Here is an 18,800-nt window from a genome sequence, read left to right as displayed (position 1 = left end):
AGGCCTCCTTCGGTGGCGGAGCGGTTCCTAGACAGCTCCACTCCACACCGGGAGGCCTTCGCCCATCTACAGGTCACATCGTGTCGTCGCAGGTTCTCGACCAACGTGCCTGGGCATCACATCTAGGCGGAGGCGGGCTCCCGGGGTTCCCCCTCGCGGCGCAGCGACCACACCGCCATCGCCAGCGCGGCGCTGAGCACCAGCAGCGAGGTGGTCAGCGCGGCCTGCAGGCCGCGGTCGGCGTCGACGGCCGAGGCGACGACCTCGTAGACGGTGATCAACATCGCCGCGCCGAGCGAGGAGCCGATCCGCTGGCCGGTCTGCAGCGCGCCCCCGGCCGCGCCGCCCATCCGGGGCGGCACCTCGGCCAGGGTGAGCGTGAAGTTGGGGGAGATGACACCGCCCGCGCCGAGGCCGGAGAAGAGCAGGCCGGCGAGGAGCAGCCACACCAGGGCGGTGTCGGTGAGGCCGGGGACCAGCAGGGCGACGACGAGGATGCCGGACATCATCCAGACGATCGCCCCGACCGTGAGCTTGCGGTGCAGCGTCGAGACCAGGCGTCCGGCCGGCCTCGCGGTGACGGCCGCGCCGAGCGCGAACGGCGTGAGCAGCAGGCCGGTCTGCAGCGGCGAGAGGTCGCGGCCGTCCTGGAGGAACACCGACAGCACCAGGAAGATGCCGGTGAAGCCCATGAAGTAGAGGCTGCCCACCGCCAGGCCGCTGGCGTAACCGGGGACACCACGCAGCAGGTCCACGTCGAGCAGCGGCTGCCCGCCGCGTCGACCGAGCCGCAGCTCCCAGCGCGCGAAGGCCCACAGCAGCGGCGGCGCCCCGACGAGCAGCACCAGCGGCCAGCGGGCACCGCCCTCCAGGGAGACCAGCGGGTAGAGCAGGCAGAGCACACCGCCGCCGAGCAGCAGCGCGCCGCGGACGTCGAGCCTCGGTCGCTGGTCGCCCCGGATGTCGCCGTCGCCCGCGGGGTTGGCCGGGACCAGTCGCGCGATCGCGACGAGCGCGGCCAGGCCGATCGGGACGTTCACCAGGAAGAGCCAGCGCCAGCCGCTCTCCTCGCCGGCGATGCCGATGATCGCGCCGCCGAGGATCGGCCCGAGCGCGGAGGAGAGGGCGACGGTCATCCCGAACAGCCCGAAAGCCCGGCCCCGCTCCGCGCCGCGGAAGAGCTGCTGGATCAGCCCGGAGCTCTGCGGGGTCAGGAAGCCCGCCGAGATTCCTTGGGCGAGCCGCGCGGCGACCACGAACGGCGTGCTGGGGGCGAGACCGACCGCGGCGCTGCTGAGGATGAAGCCGGTGAGGCCGAGCAGCATCAGCCGGCGGCGGCCGTAGGCGTCGCCCAGGCGTCCGCCGGTGACCAGCACCAGGCCGAACGCCAGCGCGTAGCCCGACACCACCCACTGGATCTGGGCGGCGGTCGCGCCGAGGCCCTCGCGCATCGACGGGATGGCGACGTTGACGATGGTCACGTCGAGCAGCGACATGAAGCCGACGACCAGGGTGACGCCGAGGATGCTCCAGCGCCGCGGGTCGGGGACGTGCTCGCCGCCCGTCGCGTCCTCCCGGCCCTTGCGGGAGGCGTGGGGGTGCCCCGCGACGGCGTCCTTGGTCACCCGCCCAGCATGGCGGAGCGGTCCAACCCCCACCGTTGAGTCGGGACTTGTGACCGTTGAGTCGGGAGTTCCCACCGTCGAGTCGGGACTTGTGGCGAACGAGTCAGGAGTTTCCGTCAGGATTCCGTCAGAAGCGAATGTCGAACGAGCCGTGGCCGGCTGCCTCGGTCTCCCGGACCTCGACGCGTTCCACGTGGGCGAGCCGCGGGCCCTGCCGGCACCACGCCACCATCGCGTCCACCGCCGCGGGGTCACCCTCGAGGTGGGCGGCCACCGAGCCGTCGGGCTCGTTGCGCACCCACCCCCGTACGCCGAGGAGCTGCGCCTGCTGCTCGGCGTACGCGCGGAACGAGACGCCCTGGACCCGCCCGTGGACCGCGACAGCCACCGCGCGCACCGACTCGCCCTGGTCCATGCCGCCATCATGCCGGGTGGGTCAGCCGGGAAGTCCGGACTGGATGGGCAGAAGTCCCGACTCGACGGTCACAACTCCCGACTCGACGGTCACAACTCCCGACTCGGCGGTGGGAACTCCCGACTCGACGGTCACAACTCCCGACTCAACGGTGGGGGGTGATGGAACGCACCGCGGTGGTGAGTTGCGGCCCAATCGCCGGTCCCACGACCATTTGCCGGTGAGCCTGCAGACCCCGAGCGCGCCCGTGACCGTCTCGATCACCCGGCACATCGCCCCCGAGCACCACGCCGAGATGGTGGCGTGGGTCGAGGCGGGGACCCGGCTGGCGGAGCGGTTCGACGGCTTTCTCGGGGCGGGCTGGGTGCGGCCGCGTCCCGACTCGGACGAGTGGCACATGCTCTACCGGTTCGCCTCCGCCGAGCACCTCGCGGTCTGGCAGGCGTCCTCCCAGCGCAAGTGGTGGCTGGCGGCCGCGCAGGGCCGGATCGAGGTCAGCCGGATGGAGAGCCGCACCGGCATCGAGGGCTGGTTCGACGAGCCGCGCTCGACCGAGGTGATCGAGAAGGCGCCGTCGGCCCCGACCGCCCCGCCGCGCTGGAAGCAGGCGACGACGATCTTCCTGGTCTTCTACCCGTTGAGCGTGCTCGTCAACTGGTTCGCCGGCCAGTACCTCTCCGACATCACGCTGCCGCTGCGGATCCTGATGACCGTGCTCGTGATGACCCCGGTGATGACCTACTTCGCACTGCCGTGGATCACCCGCAAGCTGCAGTGGTGGCTGCAGGGCAAGCCGGCCCCCTGGCGACGCCGCTGACCGAACGGGGTGGAACCCGTCGATAGGGTCGGCCCCATGGCGGACCTGAACATCCCGGCGGCCCCAGCGATCCCCGGGGCCACCCACCTGCACTCCGGGAAGGTCCGCGACCTCTACCGCCTCGAGACCGGTCCGCACGCCGGCCACCTGCTGATGGTGGCCAGCGACCGGATCTCGGCGTACGACTTCGTGCTCGACACCCCGATCCCCGACAAGGGCGAGATCCTGACCCGGATGTCGCTGTGGTGGTTCGAGCAGCTCGCCGACCTGGTGCCGCACCACGTGGTGTCGACCGACGTGCCCGAGGAGGTCCGCGGCCGCGCCGTGGTCTGCGAGACCCTCGACATGTTCCCGGTCGAGTGCGTGGCCCGCGGCTACCTCACCGGCTCGGGCCTCGCGGACTACCGCGCCACCGGCGAGGTCTGCGGCATCGCGCTGCCCGAGGGCCTCGAGGACGGCTCGCGGCTGCCGGAGCCGATCTTCACGCCGGCGACCAAGGCGGCGCTGGGGGACCACGACGAGAACGTCTCCTACGACGCCGTCGTCGCCACGATCGGCGCCGACGACGCGGCGCGGCTGCGCGAGCTCACCCTCGCCGTCTACGCCCGCGCCGAGCAGATCGCCCGCGAACGCGGGATCGTGCTGGCCGACACCAAGCTCGAGTTCGGCCGCAGGTCGCAGGGCGGCGGGGCCATCGTCCTGGGCGACGAGGTGCTCACCCCCGACTCGTCCCGGTTCTGGCCCGCCGACGAGTGGCAGCCGGGCCGCACCCAGCCGTCGTTCGACAAGCAGATCGTCCGCAACTGGCTCACCTCGGCCGAGAGCGGCTGGGACCGCACCTCCGGCGAGGCCCCGCCGCCGCTGCCGCCCGAGGTCGTGGCGCTCACCCGCGCCAAGTACGTCGAGGCCTACGAGCGGCTGACCGGGACGTCGTTCGCATGAGCCCGTCCGTCGTCGTGGTCGAGGTCGCCGCCCCCGCCGAGGCGGCGTACGCCTACCTCGCCGAGCCCCGCAACCGCCCGCGCTGGCAGTCGAGCCTGCGTCGCGTCGAGGAGGTGCAGGGCCACGGCGAGGAGGGCAGCCAGTGGTACGACGTCACCGCCGTCGGCGCCCGCCCGCTGATGCGGGTCACCGAGGCCAGCCCGCCCGGCCGCTGGGCCGAGACCGGCACCTGGCGCGGCGTCGCGGCCGACCTGACCCTCGACTTCCTGCCGCAGGGCGACCACACGCGCCTGGTGGCGACGTTCGAGGTCCGCACCCCCGGGCCGCTCGCGCCGCTCGGCTGGGTCCTCAACCGGCTGGCCCCGCTCGGGGTCCGCGGCGACCTGAAGCGGGCCGCCCGGCTGATCGAGCAGGAGGCCTGACGTGGGCCGCACGGTCGCGATCGCGCTCGGCGTGCTGATGTTCCTCGTCGGCCTGGTGTGGACGCTTCAGGGCCTCGGCTACCTCGGCGGCTCGCCGATGACCGACCAGGACGTGTGGGCGATCGTCGGACCCGCGTTCGCCGGGCTCGGGGTCGCGCTGGTGTGGGTCGCCGCCACCGGCCGCCGGAGCTGAGACGCCTTCCCCGACGGGGTTCCGGGGCCACCGGGGCGCCACTAGGTTGGCGCTCATGACCAATCTCTCGGTCCTGCTCGAGGACTCCGCCCGCCGCTTCCCCGACCGCGACGCCGTCGTCCTCGGCGACGCCCGCCTGACCTACGCGGAGGTGAACGGCGCCGCCAACCAGGTCGCCAACCTGCTGGTCGAGCGCGGGATCCAGCCCGGCGACAAGGTCGCTCTGAGCTGCCCCAACCTGCCGTACTTCCCGATCGTCTACTACGGGATCCTCAAGGCCGGCGCCACCGTCGTCCCGCTCAACGTGCTGCTCAAGGGGCGCGAGGTCGCCTACCACCTCGACGACTCCGACGCGAAGGCCTACTTCTGCTTCCAGGGCACGCCCGAGCTGCCCATCGGCCAGGAGGGGTACGCCGGCTTCGAGCAGGCCGAGGGCTGCACCGAGTTCTTCGTGATCACCGCCGACCCCGCCGCCGAGTCGCCGATCGAGGGCGCCGAGACCCTCGGCCGCGCGATGGTGCAGCAGCCGCCGACGTTCGACTCGATCGACACGGACGACGACGACACCGCGGTGATCCTCTACACCTCCGGCACCACCGGCCAGGCCAAGGGCGCCGAGCTGCGCCACCGCAACATGCGCGACAACGCGCTGGCCGGCCGCGAGCTGTTCGACGCCGACCCGGAGCGCCAGGACACCTACCTGTGCGTGCTGCCGCTGTTCCACTCCTTCGGGCAGACCGTCATCCAGAACGGCGGCTTCGCGTTCGGCGGCACGGTGGTGCTGCTGCCGCGGTTCGAGGCGCTGCCGGCGCTCGGCCTGATGGCGAAGGAGAAGGTCACCTTCTTCGGCGGCGTGCCCACCATGTACTGGGGGCTGCTCGGCGCGCTCGAGCAGGCGCAGGCCGAGCTCGGCGTCGACGTGCAGGAGCTGGCCAAGAACCTCCGCGTCGCGGTGGCCGGCGGCTCGGCGCTGCCGCTGGAGGTCCACAAGGACGTCGAGAAGAAGTTCGGCGTGACCATCCTCGAGGGCTACGGCCTCTCCGAGACCTCGCCGGTGGCGAGCTTCTCGCCGTGGGGCGAGGAGCCGCGGCCCGGCTCGATCGGCAAGCCGATCCCGGGCGTGGAGATGAAGCTGCTCCAGCCCGGCACCTGGGACGAGGTGCCCGGCGACCTCGAGGACGACGGGAAGACGGCGGTCGGCGAGATCGCCATCAAGGGCCACAACATCATGAAGGGCTACTACGGCCGGCCCGAGGCGACCGACGAGGCGATCCGCGACGGCTGGTTCCGCTCCGGCGACCTCGGCCGCCGCGACGGCGACGGCTGGTACTACATCGTCGACCGGTCCAAGGACATGATCATCCGCGGCGGCTTCAACGTGTACCCGCGCGAGGTCGAGGAGGTCCTGATGACCCACCCCGATGTGTCGCTCGCCGCCGTCATCGGCGTCCCGCACGAGAGCCACGGCGAGGAGGTCAAGGCCGTCGTCATCCGCAACGAGGGCGCCACCGTCACCGAGGACGAGCTCGTCGCGTGGGGCAAGGAGCAGATGGCGGGCTACAAGTACCCGCGCATCGTCGAGTTCGTCGACACGCTGCCGATGACCGCGACGGGCAAGATCCTCAAGCGCGAGCTGAGCTGATCGGGCCGTCGGTCGGCCGGCCCACCGCTCAGGCGAACGGGTCGGGCGTCGCTCCCGGGAGCTTCGCGAGGAGCTCCCGGGCGTGCGCCGCCACCTTGTGCTCGACCAGCACCTCGTAGCGGGTGGCGACCACCTGGGTGGTGGAGGAGAAGTCGCGCTGGCCGCGGGTGGCGGCGTACCCGGCGATCGCCCACACGACGCCGAACATCGCGCCGAACACCGTCGTGAACAGCACGACCCCCACGACGCTCTCCTCGGTGAAGATCGCGAAGATCAGGCCGACGAAGAGGCCGAGCCACATGCCCGAGAGCGCGCCGCCGCCGGCGACCTTGCCGTAGTTGAGCCGGCCCGTGATCCGCTCGATGCGCTTGAGGTCGGTGCCGACGATCATGCACTGCTCGACCGGGAACTTCTGGTCCGCGAGGTAGTCGACGGAGCGTTGGGCGGACTCGTAGTCGTCGTAGACCGCCAGCGACTGCGGGAACTCCAGGCGGAGCGGGGAGCCCTGCGGGGCGCGGCCGGGGCCGGGGGTCGAGAAGCTCATGTGTCCAGTGTGCCGAACCGGCGGGCGTCAGGAGCCCAGTCGTCAGGAGCCCAGTCGTCAGGAGCCCAGGCCGGCGTCGCGGGCGAGCGCGACCATCTCGGCGCGGCTGCGCGCGTGGAGCTTCGCGAGGATGTCGCTGACCCGGTTGCGCACCGTCTTGTCGCTCAGCACCAGCCGCCGGGCGATCTGCTGGTTGTCGAGGCCCTGCGCGATCATCTCCAGCACCTCGAGCTCTCGCGGCGTCAGCTGCGGGAACGGGCTGGCGGCCGGTGCGCGGCCCGCCGCGAAGAAGCCGAGCACCCGCTCCGCGATGCCCGGCCCGAAGACCGCCTCGCCGCGGGCGACGCCGTCGACGGCGCGCTGGATGTCGGTGCCGTCGGCCTCCTTCAGCAGGTAGCCGCGGGCGCCGGCGCGCAGCGCCGCGAAGACCGAGTCGTCGTCGGAGTCCATGGTCAGCACCAGCACCGCCGTGTCCGGGTGCGCGACCCGGATCCGCGCGGTCGCCTCCAGCCCGCCGACGCCGGGCATCCGCAGGTCCATCAGCACCACGTCGGGCGCGTGCTCGGCCACCGCGGCGACGGCCGCCTCGCCATCGGCGGCCTGCGCCACCACCTCGATCCCCTCGAGGTCGTCGAGGACGGTCGCCATCCCGGCCCTGAAGACCGGGTGGTCGTCCGCGATCACCACGCGAGTGGGGCGGGTGGGCCGGGCGCTCACGCGACCGCCCGCGGCAGCCGGGCGCGGACCGTGGTGCCGCCGCCCGGGGTCTCCACGACGTCGAGCCGCCCGCCGACCTCGGCGGCGCGTTCGCGCATGCTCACCATCCCCACCCCCGGCCCGGGCCGGGTCGGCATCCCGACGCCGTCGTCGACCACCTCGACCAGCAGCTCGTCGGCAGTCTCGCAGGCGCGCACCGCGATCCGGGTCGCCACGCTGTGGCGCAGCGCGTTGCCGAACGCCTCCGCCGCGATCGCGTACGCCGCCACCTCGAGCGCCGCCGACGGCTCGCCGTCGAGCCGGACGTCGGCGGTGCACGAGGGGGACTCGTGGCCGGCGACGAGCTGGCGCAGGGCCCCGGCCAGGCCCAGCTGGTCGAGCACCGGCGGCCGCAGCCCGTGGACGACGGCCCGGAGCTCGCCGACCCCGGCGCGCAGCCCGTCGCGCAGCTCCAGTGTCCGCGCGGCCAGCGCCGGGTCCAGCGGCTCGAGCCGGCGGGCCAGCGACTCCAGCTGCAGCGCCGTCCCCGCGAGGGCGGGCGCGACACCGTCGTGCAGGTCGGCCCGGAGCCGGCGCCGCTCCTCCTCCCGCGCTGCGACGATCCGCTCGCGGCTCACCGCGATGTCGGTGACCAGCGCGGCGGCGTAGGCGAGCGTCCCGGCGCGGTCGGCGACCTCCGCCAGTGCGTCCTCCTCGGCGCCCGACCAGCGCTCGCCGGGGGAGCGCAGCCCCACCCGCAGCTCGCCGACCGGCTCGCCCAGCGCGGTGACCGGGACCGACCGGGTGCCGTGCGCCGGCTCGCCACTGGCGACGGACAGGTCGGCGCCGGCGAAGGCGGCGTACGGCAGGCGGAGCGCCGTGCGGAGCTCCTCGACGAGCCGCTGCAGCGCCTCGACCGGCTGCGACGCGGCCGCGACCCCGCGGCCGACCCGTGCCACCACGGCGTACGGGTCGTGGCGGTGGCCGAACAGCCACCGGTCGACCAGGGCCTGCACCTCGTCGCGAGCCGCGGCCGCGATCAGCGCCGCGACCGCCACCAGCAGCACGCCCCAGCGGGACCCGGGCGCGACGGCGTCGGCGACGTAGACGACGAGGACGTAGGCCGCCACCACCAGCCCGGTGAGCAGGCCGAGGACGACCGTCCGGTTGAGCGTCAGCTCGACGTCGAAGAGGCCGTGGCGCAGCATCCCGATCCCGATGCCGAGCGGCAGCGCCACCAGGCCGACGGCGAAGCCCACGCCGTCGCCGACGGTGCCGAGCGGGACGACCGTCGACACCGCCAGCACCAGGCCGCCGAGCACCAGCCAGAGCAGCTGGGTGCGTTCCGGCTCCTGCGCGCGCCGCATCCGGAGGGCCACGGACAGCACCGCGAGCGGGACGCCGACGACGAACAGCGACGTGGCCCCCACCTGCGTGGCGAAGCGGAGCCAGGTGGCCGACTCGATGCCCAGCGGGTTCGTCACGTCGGGCGCGAGGTCGGTCGTCACGGGCGAGACCATGCGCGCCAGCGTGGTCACGGCGGCCACGCCCAGCACCGCCCGCAGCACCAGTCGCCAGCGCGGCGAGAGCGACCGCCCGTCGGGGAAGACGAAGAGCAGCACCGGCACGGTGAAGAAGTACGGCGCGAAGCCCCAGGTCGCGACCCAGGCCGCGGCGGCGCCGAGGAACCCCGCGCCGGCCGTCTCGGCGGCGTACGCCCCGGCCAGCAGGTAGGGGCCGAGCAGCGCCGGCGCCAGCAGCACCCAGCCCACGGGGTTGCGTGGCTGGGCGCGCACCACGAGCACGCCGACCCACGGCCACACCGTCGCCAGCACCAGGTCCGAGACGACCACCAGCTCGAGGCGGAAGCTCCCCACCGCCACCAGCGCGAGCGTCAGGCCCACGCAGGCGGTCGCCACGAGGGCGACGAGCGCGGCGAGCAGGCGGGGCGGGGGAGTCACGCCGCTCATGGTGCCCGAGTCGGCGTCCCCGGGACACGGGGTTGTTGTCCCTCGTGCCCGGGACGCGGGGCGGGCGACCGTCACCCCTGTCATCACCGACATCCCGACCCCGGCTCCCAGGAGATCGCCATGACGACCCACGTCCCGCTCGACCGCACCGCGGGTGCCGGCGGCACCGCCGCCACGACCCGCCGCTCGCGCTGGCCGCTGTACGGCGCCGCCGCCGGCCTGCTGGGCTTCACGGCCACCATGCCGCTGGACGGCCGCCCCGGCGGCACCGACATCTCGCTCAGCCACCAGCTCTTCGTCGACCTGGACCCGATGGTCTACCGGGCCAGCATGGTCGCCGGCTACCTCGCGGTCGTGCTGCTGGTCGTGATGGCCGCCAGCTGGCGTCGCCGCGTCGAGCCGCGCGTCCCGGGCTCGACCGCCGCCCACGTCGTCCCGTTCGGCCTCGTCGCGTCCGCGGCCGGGCTGACCTACGGCTACGGCTGGAAGGGCGCCCTCGGCAACTACATGCCCGGCGGCGGCGAGTACGGCTACTACGACGACCAGGGCCTCTACGTCTACTACCTGCTCAACGACTTCGGGTCCTTCATCGGCTGGCTCGGCGTCGTGATCGCGGCCGGTGCAATCGCCTGGATGGCGCTGCGCGAGCGCACCGTCTCCCGCTGGATCGGCCTCTGGTCGCTGCTGCCGGTCGTGCAGACCACGCTCATGGTCGTCGGCCTCGGCGTCCCCGGCGTGCCCGGCCTGCTCGCCGGCATCTGGCTGGTCGTGACCGGTCTCGGCCTCGCGTTCGGCCGCAGCACCATCGCCCGCTGACCGGTCCGGATGAGGCGGCGGCACGGGCCACGGCTAGACTCCGGAGCGGTTTTCCCCGCTGCCAAGGAGTGCCCCGTGGCCCGTGTCGTCGTCGACGTCATGCCCAAGCCCGAGATCCTCGACCCCCAGGGCAAGGCCGTCCTGGGTGCGCTGCCCCGCCTCGGCTTCACCGGCGTCGTCGACGTCCGCCAGGGCAAGCGGTTCGAGATCGAGATCGACGGCGAGATCACCGACGAGCTGCTCGCCGAGGTCGACAAGATGGCGGAGACGCTGCTGTCGAACCCGGTGATCGAGGACTACGAGGTCCACGTCGAGGAGCACTCCGTGGCCGAGATCGCCGCGGGCGAGGGCCGCTGATGAAGATCGGCGTCGTCACCTTCCCCGGCTCGCTCGACGACGACGACGCGCGCCGCGCCGTACGCCTCGGCGGCCACGAGGCCGTCGCGCTCTGGCACGGCGACCACGACCTGCGCGGCGTCGACGCGGTGATCCTGCCCGGCGGGTTCTCCTACGGCGACTACCTGCGCTGCGGTGCGATCTCGCGGTTCGCCCCGGTCATGACCGAGGTCATCGAGGCCGCCGGGCGCGGCATGCCCGTCCTCGGCATCTGCAACGGCTTCCAGATCCTCTGCGAGTCCCACCTGCTCCCGGGTGCGCTGATCCGCAACGACCACCGCAAGTTCGTCTGCCGCGACCAGCGGCTGCGCATCGAGAACACCAGCACGCCGTGGACCGCGGCGTACGACCAGGACGCCGAGATCACGATCGTCCTCAAGAACGGCGAGGGCGGCTTCGTCGCCGACGCCGACACCCTCGACCGGCTCGAGGGGGAGGGGCGCGTGGTCGCCCGCTACCTCGACGACAACCCCAACGGGTCGCTGCGCGACATCGCCGGCATCACCAACGAGCGCGGCAACGTGGTCGGCCTGATGCCGCACCCCGAGCACGCCGTCGAGGACCTCACCGGCTGCGGCACCGACGGGCTGGGCTTCTTCCGGCTGGTGGAGCGGGCCTTCGCCTGATGTCCCCGCTCGTGCTCTTCCGCCGGGTGGCGGTGGCCGAGGCCGTGACCTGGGCCCTGCTGCTGCTCGGCATGTTCCTCAAGTACGTCACCCGGACCACCGAGCTCGGCGTCCAGGTCTTCGGCATGGTCCACGGCACCGTCTTCGTGGCCTACTGCCTGGTGACCGTCCTGGTCGCCGTCGACCAGCGCTGGTCGCGCGGCCGGCTGCTGCTCGGGCTTGCCGCCGCGGTTCCGCCGTTCCTCACCGTCTGGTTCGACCGGTACGCCGAGCGCCGGGGTGCGCTCGCCACGACCTGGCGGCTGCGGACCGAGGCCCCGTCTGGGCTGCTCGAGCGGCCGTCCGCCTGGCTGGTCCGCCACCCGGGTCGCGGCCTCGTGGCCGGGCTCGCCGGCGTCGCCGCGCTCACCGGTGCGGCGCTGCTCGTCGGCCCTCCGGTCGGCTGACTGGCCCGCGGCGCCTCGGCGTCAGCGGACGCCGGCGCGCAGCGCCTTCCACGTCTGCCGCTGAGCCACGCCGGACCCGGTGATCCCGACCGAGCGCTGGTAGGCGCGCAGCGCCTCGTCGGTCTTCTCGCCCAGCACGCCGTCGACGGCGAGGCGGGCGCGGCCGGCCGCGTTGAGCGCGCGCTGCAGGTCGTGGACGTCGGCGCCGGCCGAGCCGAGCTTGACCACGGGGCGCGCGCCGGCGACGTGCAGTGACATCCAGTTCTCGCGGCTCCACACCTCGGAGACCGGGAAGCCGTGGCCGGCCTGCCAGGCCTGCACCGCCTCGATGGTCCGGTCGTTGTAGACGCCGCTCAGCTTGCCGCCGTACTTCCCGGCCTCGGAGAGCAGGCACTGCAGCACCTTGACCCGCTCGCGCGGCTCGGAGGTCTCCTTGGGCAGGACCGGCCGGTAGCGGCGCATGTCGACGTCCACGCCGCCGCAGTGCTTCTCGGGTGCGGCCACCGAGCCGCGGCCGAGGTCGAGCCAGTTGCTGTCGATGTTGATCCGCACGCCGCCCCACGTCTCGTCGTGGTCGCCGCGGTACTGGTGGACCCGGGCGTGCGGGACCCAGCCGTCGTTGCGGATGTAGGTGTTGCTCGCGTCGTTGATCTGGCCGGGCACCCCGCTCCAGCGGGCGATCCAGACCTGGTCGGGCATGGCGAACCGGCCCGGCCGGTTGACCCGCGCGTCGTCCAGCATCTTGATGCCGGACCCGGCACTGGAGTAGACGCCGGAGACGTAGTCGAGCGCGTGCAGCCGGGTGGTCCAGGCGCTGAGGAAGGCCAGTGCCGACTCGCGGCAGTGGGTGATCGAGGTGTCGAACGCCTCGAGGTCGTACCAGAGGGTGCTGCCCTTCACGATCCCCAGCCGCTGCGCCGTCGCCACGGCCTCGTCCGCCTCGGCGCGGGCCTGGCGGCGGGCGGGCTTGTACTTGCTCCGCGAGCCGGGCTTGGGGTTGATGGTCTCGTCGTGGCCGTAGCGCGGGAACCGGTCGCTGCAGGAGGCCTGCGGGCCGAGCGTGATCGGAAGCAGCCGCCAGCCCTTCCGCAGCTGCTTCCCGACCCACGTCGGGGTCAGGTTGGGCTGGCTCCGGCAGGCGCGCGACTCCCCGGAGATGTAGATGCCGACCGCGAGGAACGGCGAGTGGTTGAGCCAGGCGTTCATCGCCTTCTGGGTCGGCGCCAGGCACTGGTCGAAGCCGTAGCCGGTGAAGTTGCCGGGCGTCACCGGGTTCTCGGCGTGCGCCGGCGCGGCCGTCGCGACGAGGGTGCCGGCCGCGAGGCCCGTGGCGGCGAGCAGTCCGGCGAGGCGGGTGCGGAAACGGTGCTGGGCCTGGGGCTGGACCGGGCGTGCCATGGCGTGCTCCAGAGGATCCGGGGAAGGCGTCACGGTGACGGGGTGCCGAGCCACGATAACCCCAGCAATCACACCAGTCACAGGAGTTCATGTGAACTACTGCGCTGTAGTTCGGCCGGATGACGTCCGCCCTGAGGGGTGTGGTCGGGGACACCGTGGCGCGCCGGTAGATTGGCGGCCGTGCCGCAGTCGCCCCGCACCGCCCCCACGTACGCCGTCGACACCGTCACCGCCGCCGCCGAGGACCCCTCGCGCGACCAGCCGTGGGCCGAGCTCGGCCTCAAGGCCGACGAGTACGACCGCATCCGCGAGATCCTCGGCCGCCGGCCGACCAGCGCCGAGCTCGCGATGTACTCCGTCATGTGGAGCGAGCACTGCTCCTACAAGTCGTCGAAGGTCCACCTGAAGCAGTTCGGCGAACTGGCCCAGGAGACTCCCGCCGGCAAGATGCTGGCGGGCATCGGCGAGAACGCCGGCGTCATCGACATCGGCCAGGGCTACGCGGTCACCTTCAAGGTCGAGTCGCACAACCACCCGTCGTACGTCGAGCCCTACCAGGGCGCCGCGACCGGCGTCGGCGGCATCGTCCGCGACATCCTCGCGATGGGCGCCCGGCCGGTCGCCGTCATGGACCCGCTGCGGTTCGGCCCGCTCGACGCCGAGGACACCCACCGGGTGCTGCCCGGGATCGTGGCCGGCGTCGGCGGCTACGGCAACTGCCTCGGCCTGCCCAACATCGGCGGCGAGGCCGTCTTCGACGAGACCTACCTCGGCAACCCGCTCGTCAACGCGCTGTGCGTCGGCGTGCTGCGCCACGAGGACCTCCACCTCGCCAAGGCGTCCGGCGCCGGCAACAAGGTGATCCTCTACGGCGCCCGCACCGGCGGCGACGGCATCGGCGGCGTCTCCGTGCTCGCGTCCGAGACCTTCGACGAGGGCGGCCCCACCAAGCGGCCCAGCGTCCAGGTCGGCGACCCCTTCATGGAGAAGCTGCTCATCGAGTGCACGCTCGAGCTCTTCGCGGCCGGCGTGGTCGCCGGCATCCAGGACCTCGGCGGCGCCGGGCTGTCCTGCGCCACCTCCGAGCTCGCCTCCGCCGGTGACGGCGGCATGCACGTCGACCTCGACCTGGTGCCGCTGCGCGACTCCACGCTCGCCCCCGAGGAGATCCTCATGAGCGAGTCGCAGGAGCGGATGATGGCGGTCGTCGAGCCCGGCGACGTCGACGACTTCCTCGCCATCTGCGAGCGCTGGGACGTCGACGCCACGGTCATCGGCGAGGTCACCGACACCGGCCGGCTGGAGATCGACTGGCACGGCGAGCGCGTCGTCGACGTGCCGCCGCGGTCGGTCGCCCACGACGGCCCGACGTACCACCGCCCCTTCGCCCGTCCGGCGTGGCAGGACGACCTGCAGGCCGACGGCGCCGAGAAGCTGCCGCGGCCCGCGAACGGCGACGAGCTGCGCGAGACGCTGCTGCGCCTGGTCGCCTCGCCGAACCTCTGCGACAAGTCCTGGATCACCGACCAGTACGACCGCTACGTCCGCGGCAACACCGTGCTGGCGCAGCCGTCCGACAGCGGCATGGTGCGCGTCGACGACGAGACCAACCTCGGCGTCGCCGTCTCCACCGACTGCAACGGCCGGTTCGCCAAGCTCGACCCGTACGCCGGCGCGCAGCTCGCGCTGGCCGAGTCCTACCGCAACGTCGCCACCGGCGGTGCGAAGCCCCTGGCGATCTCCGACTGCCTCAACTTCGGCTCCCCCGAGGACCCCGACGTGATGTGGCAGTTCGCCGAGGCCTGCCGCGGCCTCAAGGACGGCTGCGCCGAGCTCGGCGTCCCCGTCACCGGCGGCAACGTCTCCCTCTACAACCAGACCGGGGAGACCGCGATCCTGCCGACCCCGGTCGTCGCCGTCCTCGGCGTCATCGAGGACGTCACCCGTCGCACCCCCTCGGGCTTCGCCACCGCAGGCGAGACCGTGCTGCTGCTCGGCGAGACCCGCGAGGAGCTGTCCGGTTCCGAGTGGGCCCACGTCGTCCACGGCCACCTCGGCGGCCTGCCGCCGAAGGTCGACCTGGCCGCCGAGAAGGCGCTCGCCTCGCTGCTGGTCGACGCGGTCGGCGTCGTCTCGAGCGCCCACGACGTCTCCGACGGCGGCGTCGCGCAGGCGCTGGCCGAGGCTGCGCTGCACCGTGGTGTCGGCGTCACCGTCGCGCCGGAGGGCGACCCGTTCGTGGCGCTCTTCGCCGAGTCGGCCGCGCGCTGCGTGGTGACCGTGCCCGACGCGGGGCTCGAGCGGTTCCGGGCGCTCGCCGCGGAGCACGGCGTCCCCGTGTCGGAGCTGGGCCGCACCGGTGGCGACGCGCTGGTGGTCGAGGGCCAGTTCGAGGTGCCGCTGACCGAGCTGCGCGCCGCCTGGACGGCGACCCTGCCCGCCGCGCTGGCCTGACCGGGCACGCCGGCCCCGTGTCCGTCGAGACCGCCAGGTACGGCGACCACGCCTCACAGGTCTGTGAGCTCACCCGTCCGGCGGGGGAGTCCCGCGGCGTCGTCGTGGTGGTCCACGGCGGCTTCTGGAAGGTGCAGTACGGCCTCGAGCTGGGGCGGCCGCTCGCGGCCTCGCTGGCCGAGCGGGGCTGGACGGCCTGGAACGTCGAGTACCGCCGCGTCGACCCGGACGACCCGTCGACCGGATCCGGCGGCTACCCGCTGACCCTGGACGACGTCGCGGCCGCGATCGACGCCCTGGCCGACGTGCCGGACCTCGACCTGTCGACCGTCGTCACGCTCGGCCACTCCGCGGGTGGTCACCTCGCCACCTGGGCCGCCTCGCGCGGGCGCTTCCCGCGGTGGCAGCCGGAGCGGGTGCGGGTCACGTCGGTGGTCTCGCAGGCCGGGGTCCTCGACCTGCGCAGCGCCCACGAGGCGGGACTGGGCTCGGGCGCGGTCGTCGGGCTGCTCGGCCACGCCCCGGGCCCGGACGACGACCCGGCCGACCCGATCCGCCAGGTTCCGCTCGACGTGCCGGTGTGGTGCATCCACCCGACCGGCGACGAGGACGTGCCGCCCTCACAGTCCCGCGCCTACGTGGCGGCCGCCCGGGCCGCCGGCGCCCGGGCGCACCTCGAGGAGGTCGACGGCGACCACTACGTCGTGATCGACCCCACCTCTGACGCGTGGGCGCGCACCCTGGCGCACCTCGACACGCTGGGCTGAGCTCAGGGAAGGGCTCGCAGCACCCGCGCCTCGGGGCCGGGGCCCGGCTGGCAGCGCGGGCACCACCAGGTGCGCCGGTTGCCCGGGTCGTTCGGCACCTCGTCGACCATCCGCACCGGTGTCCCGCACCGCGGGCACGGCCGGCGCTGCCGGCCGGCCACCCAGTGCTGCTCGCCGCGCGCCCGGTTTCCGGTCGTCACCTGGTAGGCGCCGGGCACCGTCGCCGAGTGGCGCAGCGCGCGGGCGCCGAGCCGCACCAGCCGGCGTACGTCGACGTCCCCGACAGGCGTCCAGGGGCTGCGGCCCACGAGGAAGGCGAGCTCGTTGGCCCACAGGTTCCCCCATCCTGCGACGAGGGTCTGGTCGAGGATCGCGCTCACCAGCGGGCGGTCCGGATCGGCGGAGAGCCGGCGTACCGCCTCGTCCTCGTCCCAGTCCTCGCGCAACGGGTCGGGGCCGAGGTGGCCGACGACCCGGTGCTCCTCGGCGGTGGGCACGAGCTCCAGCTGGTGCAGCCGCAGCCCGTACGCCGTCCGGCCGTCGTCCATCTCGAGGACCAGGCGGATCTCGTGCTCGACGCGGCGGGGGAGCCGCTTGCCCGGCCCGACGACCGACCACTCGCCGTCCATCAGCAGGTGGCTGTGCAGGCTGACGCCGCCCTCGAACCGGGTGAGCAGGTGCTTGCCGTGCGTGTCGTGCCCGAGCAGCCGGCGGCCCGCCAGGTCGCGGGTCGCGAGCGCGGGCACCCGGAAGTCCGAGCGCACGACAGTCCGGCCCGCGAGCCGGTCCTCGAGCCGGCGGGCGAGCAGGTGGACGGAGTCCCCCTCGGGCATGTTGCCATCATCCCCACCCGCCGAAGCGGCGGGGTCGCCGCCCGAGATGGGCGACGCCGGCCCTCCCCGATGGAAGGACCGGCGTCCCGTCGAGCGCCGAACGGCTGCGTCAGCGAGCGACGCCGCCGTGGTCGTGGCCGTCGGCGTGGTGGTGCCTGACCGCCATCCGGGGGGCCTCCGGGGCGGGCGGCTCGTGGCCGGTGTCCTTGCCGTTGACCGAGCGGGTGCTGCGCGCGTACTTCTGGACCGCGTGGAGGATCGCCGAGGTGTTGGCCTTCAGCGCGTCGCGGCTCACGTTGCCGAGGTCGTCGCACTCGGAGTGGTAGCACTCGTCGTACGCCGCGCCGGCGGTGCCGCCGAACTGCACGGCCTGCTCCGGGGTCTTCACGCCCTCGGCGCCGGTGAAGAGGCCGCCGGCCGGGACGTTGAGCGCGATGAACGGGCCGTAGTCGGAGCGGCCGCTGAACGGCGTCTCGGACGATCCGGTCCCGTAGACGCTGAAGAAGTCCTGGAACATCGCCTCGATGGCGGCCGAGCCGTCGGGGCCGATCGCGGCGCCCTCCTCGGGGCCGTAGACCGAGTTGTCGCCGTCGTAGACGCCGAGCATGTAGTTGGGCGAGCCCACCATGTCGAAGTTCAGGTACAGCGCGATCTTCTGGAACTTGCCGGGGCGACGCTCCGACAGGTCGGCCACGTAGTGCTCGGAGCCGAGCAGGCCGAGCTCCTCGGCGCCCCACCAGGCGAACCGCACGCGGTTGTTCGGCCGGGCGTCGCCGCCCATCTTCTCGGCGACCTCGAGCAGCGCGGCGCTGCCGGAGCCGTTGTCGTTGATGCCGTTGGCGCCGTGGACGCTGTCGAGGTGGGCGCCGGCCATGACCACGTTGGCCTTGCGGCCGCGGGTGTCGGCGATGACGTTCCACGTCTGTCGGATCTCGGACTCGGTCTCGGTGACGACCGTGGCCTTGGTTCCCTCGGCGGCGAGCTCCTCGCCGACCATGAAGCTGGTGCCGAGGGCGGGGATGGTGGCGACCGGTCCACCCAGCGTCCCCGCGAAGGCGTCCATCCGGCCGGCGTTGTTGCCCTGGTTCATCACGATGGCCGCGACCGCGCCGGCCTCCTGCGCGTTGACGACCTTGTCGGCGAAGGCGCAAGCGCCGCGCTGCATCAGCGCGATGTTGCCCGCGGTGAAGGTGGCGAAGTCCTCGGCCTCGCAGCCGCTGGTGGAGCTCCCGCGGTCGGCCTCGGCGAGCTTGAGGTCGACGCCCTCGACGGTCACGTCGGTGACGTTGCCGGACCCGGAGTAGGTCATCAGGATGTAGTCGGTCTCCTCGGCGTACGCCTTGGCGTCCGGGGCCGTCCGCTCGAGCTTCGAGGGGCCCGTCTCGGCGTAGTAGGGGAAGTCGAACTCCTGCATCCACGGCTCGAAGCCGGCCTGGCGGAGCTTGCGGGCGACGTACTTGGCGGAGGCCTCGTAGCCCGGCTCGCCGGCGGCGCGGCCGTCGTGCTTGTCGCCGATCCGCTCGAACCGGATCAGGTGGTCCATGACGCCGTTGACGGTGCCCTGCTTGGCGCGGGCGGCCGGGACCTCGTCGACGGCGCTGGCGCTGCCCAACGGGACCATGGCGGCCGCGACGAGGGCCGTCGTACCGAGAAGCGCGGATGCGGCCAGGCCGCGTCCGCGCAGGCTGAAGTGTGACAAAACGCTGTCCTTCCGGGATGTGACGCAAGCCCGCATGGGCGCACGTGACGCGTCACACTAGGTGTGATGGTTGTCATGCACAATCACCCCGGCGGGTGT

The 18,800-nt window shown here is 73.2% G+C and carries 19 protein-coding genes; 11 read left to right on the top strand and 8 right to left on the bottom strand.

Going from position 1 to position 18,800, the window contains the following annotated elements; all coding sequences use genetic code 11:
- Positions 1 to 122: 122 nt before the first annotated feature.
- Complete coding sequence (locus ACFP2E_RS07735) at positions 123 to 1,625, bottom strand: MFS transporter (protein WP_378524822.1); 1,503 nt, start codon at positions 1,623 to 1,625, stop codon at positions 123 to 125.
- Positions 1,626 to 1,752: 127 nt separating this feature from the next.
- Positions 1,753 to 2,040 (bottom strand): acylphosphatase, encoded by a 288-nt coding sequence (locus ACFP2E_RS07730; RefSeq protein WP_378524821.1) that lies wholly within the window; start codon positions 2,038 to 2,040, stop codon positions 1,753 to 1,755.
- A 220-nt stretch (positions 2,041 to 2,260) separates the two neighbouring features.
- Between ACFP2E_RS07730 and ACFP2E_RS07725 the strand changes: the two genes are divergently transcribed.
- Genes ACFP2E_RS07725 through ACFP2E_RS07705 form a run of 5 tightly spaced genes read left to right on the top strand, consistent with a single transcriptional unit; the run spans position 2,261 to position 6,056 of the window.
- On the top strand, positions 2,261 to 2,857 hold the full coding sequence (locus ACFP2E_RS07725; RefSeq protein WP_378524820.1) for an antibiotic biosynthesis monooxygenase: 597 nt from the start codon (positions 2,261 to 2,263) through the stop codon (positions 2,855 to 2,857).
- A 36-nt stretch (positions 2,858 to 2,893) separates the two neighbouring features.
- The gene (locus ACFP2E_RS07720) at positions 2,894 to 3,799 is read left to right on the top strand and encodes a phosphoribosylaminoimidazolesuccinocarboxamide synthase (RefSeq protein ID WP_378524819.1); all 906 of its coding nucleotides are present in this window, start codon (positions 2,894 to 2,896) and stop codon (positions 3,797 to 3,799) included.
- Positions 3,796 to 4,221: an SRPBCC family protein gene (locus ACFP2E_RS07715; RefSeq protein WP_378524818.1), complete on the top strand. Its 426-nt coding sequence runs from the start codon at positions 3,796 to 3,798 to the stop codon at positions 4,219 to 4,221. Before ACFP2E_RS07720 ends, ACFP2E_RS07715 begins: the two co-directional genes overlap by 4 nt.
- A gap of 1 nt (position 4,222) precedes the next feature.
- Complete coding sequence (locus ACFP2E_RS07710) at positions 4,223 to 4,414, top strand: hypothetical protein (protein WP_378524817.1); 192 nt, start codon at positions 4,223 to 4,225, stop codon at positions 4,412 to 4,414.
- Between the two features lie 55 nt (positions 4,415 to 4,469).
- Complete coding sequence (locus ACFP2E_RS07705) at positions 4,470 to 6,056, top strand: long-chain fatty acid--CoA ligase (protein WP_378524816.1); 1,587 nt, start codon at positions 4,470 to 4,472, stop codon at positions 6,054 to 6,056.
- Positions 6,057 to 6,084: 28 nt separating this feature from the next.
- Here the strand turns inward: ACFP2E_RS07705 and ACFP2E_RS07700 are convergent, their stop codons facing one another.
- From ACFP2E_RS07700 to ACFP2E_RS07690, 3 genes are read right to left on the bottom strand one after another with little or no spacing between them, the layout of a single operon-like run.
- On the bottom strand, positions 6,085 to 6,600 hold the full coding sequence (locus tag ACFP2E_RS07700; RefSeq protein ID WP_378524815.1) for a general stress protein: 516 nt from the start codon (positions 6,598 to 6,600) through the stop codon (positions 6,085 to 6,087).
- Positions 6,601 to 6,657: 57 nt separating this feature from the next.
- Entirely contained in the window at positions 6,658 to 7,317 is a 660-nt protein-coding gene (locus ACFP2E_RS07695) for a response regulator (RefSeq protein WP_378524814.1), read from the bottom strand.
- Positions 7,314 to 9,257, bottom strand: coding sequence for a sensor histidine kinase (locus tag ACFP2E_RS07690; protein WP_378524813.1), 1,944 nt, complete (start codon positions 9,255 to 9,257; stop codon positions 7,314 to 7,316). Before ACFP2E_RS07690 ends, ACFP2E_RS07695 begins: the two co-directional genes overlap by 4 nt.
- Positions 9,258 to 9,386: 129 nt before the next feature.
- Between ACFP2E_RS07690 and ACFP2E_RS07685 the strand changes: the two genes are divergently transcribed.
- The 4 genes from ACFP2E_RS07685 to ACFP2E_RS07670 all read left to right on the top strand — a co-directional run bounded on the left by ACFP2E_RS07685 (position 9,387) and on the right by ACFP2E_RS07670 (position 11,550).
- Entirely contained in the window at positions 9,387 to 10,082 is a 696-nt protein-coding gene (locus ACFP2E_RS07685; RefSeq protein ID WP_378524812.1) for a hypothetical protein, read from the top strand.
- Between the two features lie 75 nt (positions 10,083 to 10,157).
- A complete protein-coding gene (gene purS, locus ACFP2E_RS07680) occupies positions 10,158 to 10,439 on the top strand; it encodes a phosphoribosylformylglycinamidine synthase subunit PurS (RefSeq protein ID WP_378524811.1) in 282 nt (93 codons plus the stop codon).
- Positions 10,439 to 11,104 (top strand): phosphoribosylformylglycinamidine synthase subunit PurQ, encoded by a 666-nt coding sequence (purQ, locus tag ACFP2E_RS07675; RefSeq protein WP_378524810.1) that lies wholly within the window; start codon positions 10,439 to 10,441, stop codon positions 11,102 to 11,104. Before purS ends, purQ begins: the two co-directional genes overlap by 1 nt.
- A complete protein-coding gene (locus ACFP2E_RS07670) occupies positions 11,104 to 11,550 on the top strand; it encodes a DUF3817 domain-containing protein (protein ID WP_378524809.1) in 447 nt (148 codons plus the stop codon). Before purQ ends, ACFP2E_RS07670 begins: the two co-directional genes overlap by 1 nt.
- Before the next feature lie 21 nt (positions 11,551 to 11,571).
- On the opposite strand, the gene ACFP2E_RS07665 is transcribed toward ACFP2E_RS07670, so the two are convergent.
- Entirely contained in the window at positions 11,572 to 12,948 is a 1,377-nt protein-coding gene (locus ACFP2E_RS07665) for a glycoside hydrolase domain-containing protein (protein ID WP_378524808.1), read from the bottom strand.
- 180 nt (positions 12,949 to 13,128) lie between these two features.
- On the opposite strand from ACFP2E_RS07665, the gene purL reads away from it, so the two are divergent.
- A complete protein-coding gene (purL, locus tag ACFP2E_RS07660; RefSeq protein ID WP_378524807.1) occupies positions 13,129 to 15,402 on the top strand; it encodes a phosphoribosylformylglycinamidine synthase subunit PurL in 2,274 nt (757 codons plus the stop codon).
- A 17-nt stretch (positions 15,403 to 15,419) separates the two neighbouring features.
- Positions 15,420 to 16,169, top strand: coding sequence for an alpha/beta hydrolase (locus tag ACFP2E_RS07655; RefSeq protein WP_378524806.1), 750 nt, complete (start codon positions 15,420 to 15,422; stop codon positions 16,167 to 16,169).
- Between the two features lie 2 nt (positions 16,170 to 16,171).
- Here ACFP2E_RS07655 and ACFP2E_RS07650 read toward each other — a convergent pair whose 3' ends face one another.
- Positions 16,172 to 17,002: an Fpg/Nei family DNA glycosylase gene (locus ACFP2E_RS07650; protein ID WP_378524805.1), complete on the bottom strand. Its 831-nt coding sequence runs from the start codon at positions 17,000 to 17,002 to the stop codon at positions 16,172 to 16,174.
- A gap of 109 nt (positions 17,003 to 17,111) precedes the next feature.
- The gene (locus ACFP2E_RS07645) at positions 17,112 to 18,701 is read right to left on the bottom strand and encodes a M28 family peptidase (protein WP_378524804.1); all 1,590 of its coding nucleotides are present in this window, start codon (positions 18,699 to 18,701) and stop codon (positions 17,112 to 17,114) included.
- Positions 18,702 to 18,800: the final 99 nt, after the last annotated feature.

The sequence above is a fragment of the Nocardioides sp. GCM10027114 genome (assembly GCF_042659625.1).
Lineage (GTDB): Bacteria > Actinomycetota > Actinomycetes > Propionibacteriales > Nocardioidaceae > Nocardioides.
This window is presented reverse-complemented; position numbering and strand designations above follow the sequence as displayed.

Coding starts and splice junctions, on each gene's coding strand:
- ACFP2E_RS07705 (WP_378524816.1), top strand. CDS start 4,470: ATGACCAATCTCTCGGTCCTGCTCGAGGACTCCGCCCGCCGCTTCCCC.
- ACFP2E_RS07720 (WP_378524819.1), top strand. CDS start 2,894: ATGGCGGACCTGAACATCCCGGCGGCCCCAGCGATCCCCGGGGCCACC.
- purQ (WP_378524810.1), top strand. CDS start 10,439: ATGAAGATCGGCGTCGTCACCTTCCCCGGCTCGCTCGACGACGACGAC.
- ACFP2E_RS07670 (WP_378524809.1), top strand. CDS start 11,104: ATGTCCCCGCTCGTGCTCTTCCGCCGGGTGGCGGTGGCCGAGGCCGTG.
- ACFP2E_RS07650 (WP_378524805.1), bottom strand. CDS start 17,002: ATGCCCGAGGGGGACTCCGTCCACCTGCTCGCCCGCCGGCTCGAGGAC.
- ACFP2E_RS07685 (WP_378524812.1), top strand. CDS start 9,387: ATGACGACCCACGTCCCGCTCGACCGCACCGCGGGTGCCGGCGGCACC.
- ACFP2E_RS07700 (WP_378524815.1), bottom strand. CDS start 6,600: ATGAGCTTCTCGACCCCCGGCCCCGGCCGCGCCCCGCAGGGCTCCCCG.
- ACFP2E_RS07715 (WP_378524818.1), top strand. CDS start 3,796: ATGAGCCCGTCCGTCGTCGTGGTCGAGGTCGCCGCCCCCGCCGAGGCG.
- ACFP2E_RS07730 (WP_378524821.1), bottom strand. CDS start 2,040: ATGGACCAGGGCGAGTCGGTGCGCGCGGTGGCTGTCGCGGTCCACGGG.
- ACFP2E_RS07665 (WP_378524808.1), bottom strand. CDS start 12,948: ATGGCACGCCCGGTCCAGCCCCAGGCCCAGCACCGTTTCCGCACCCGC.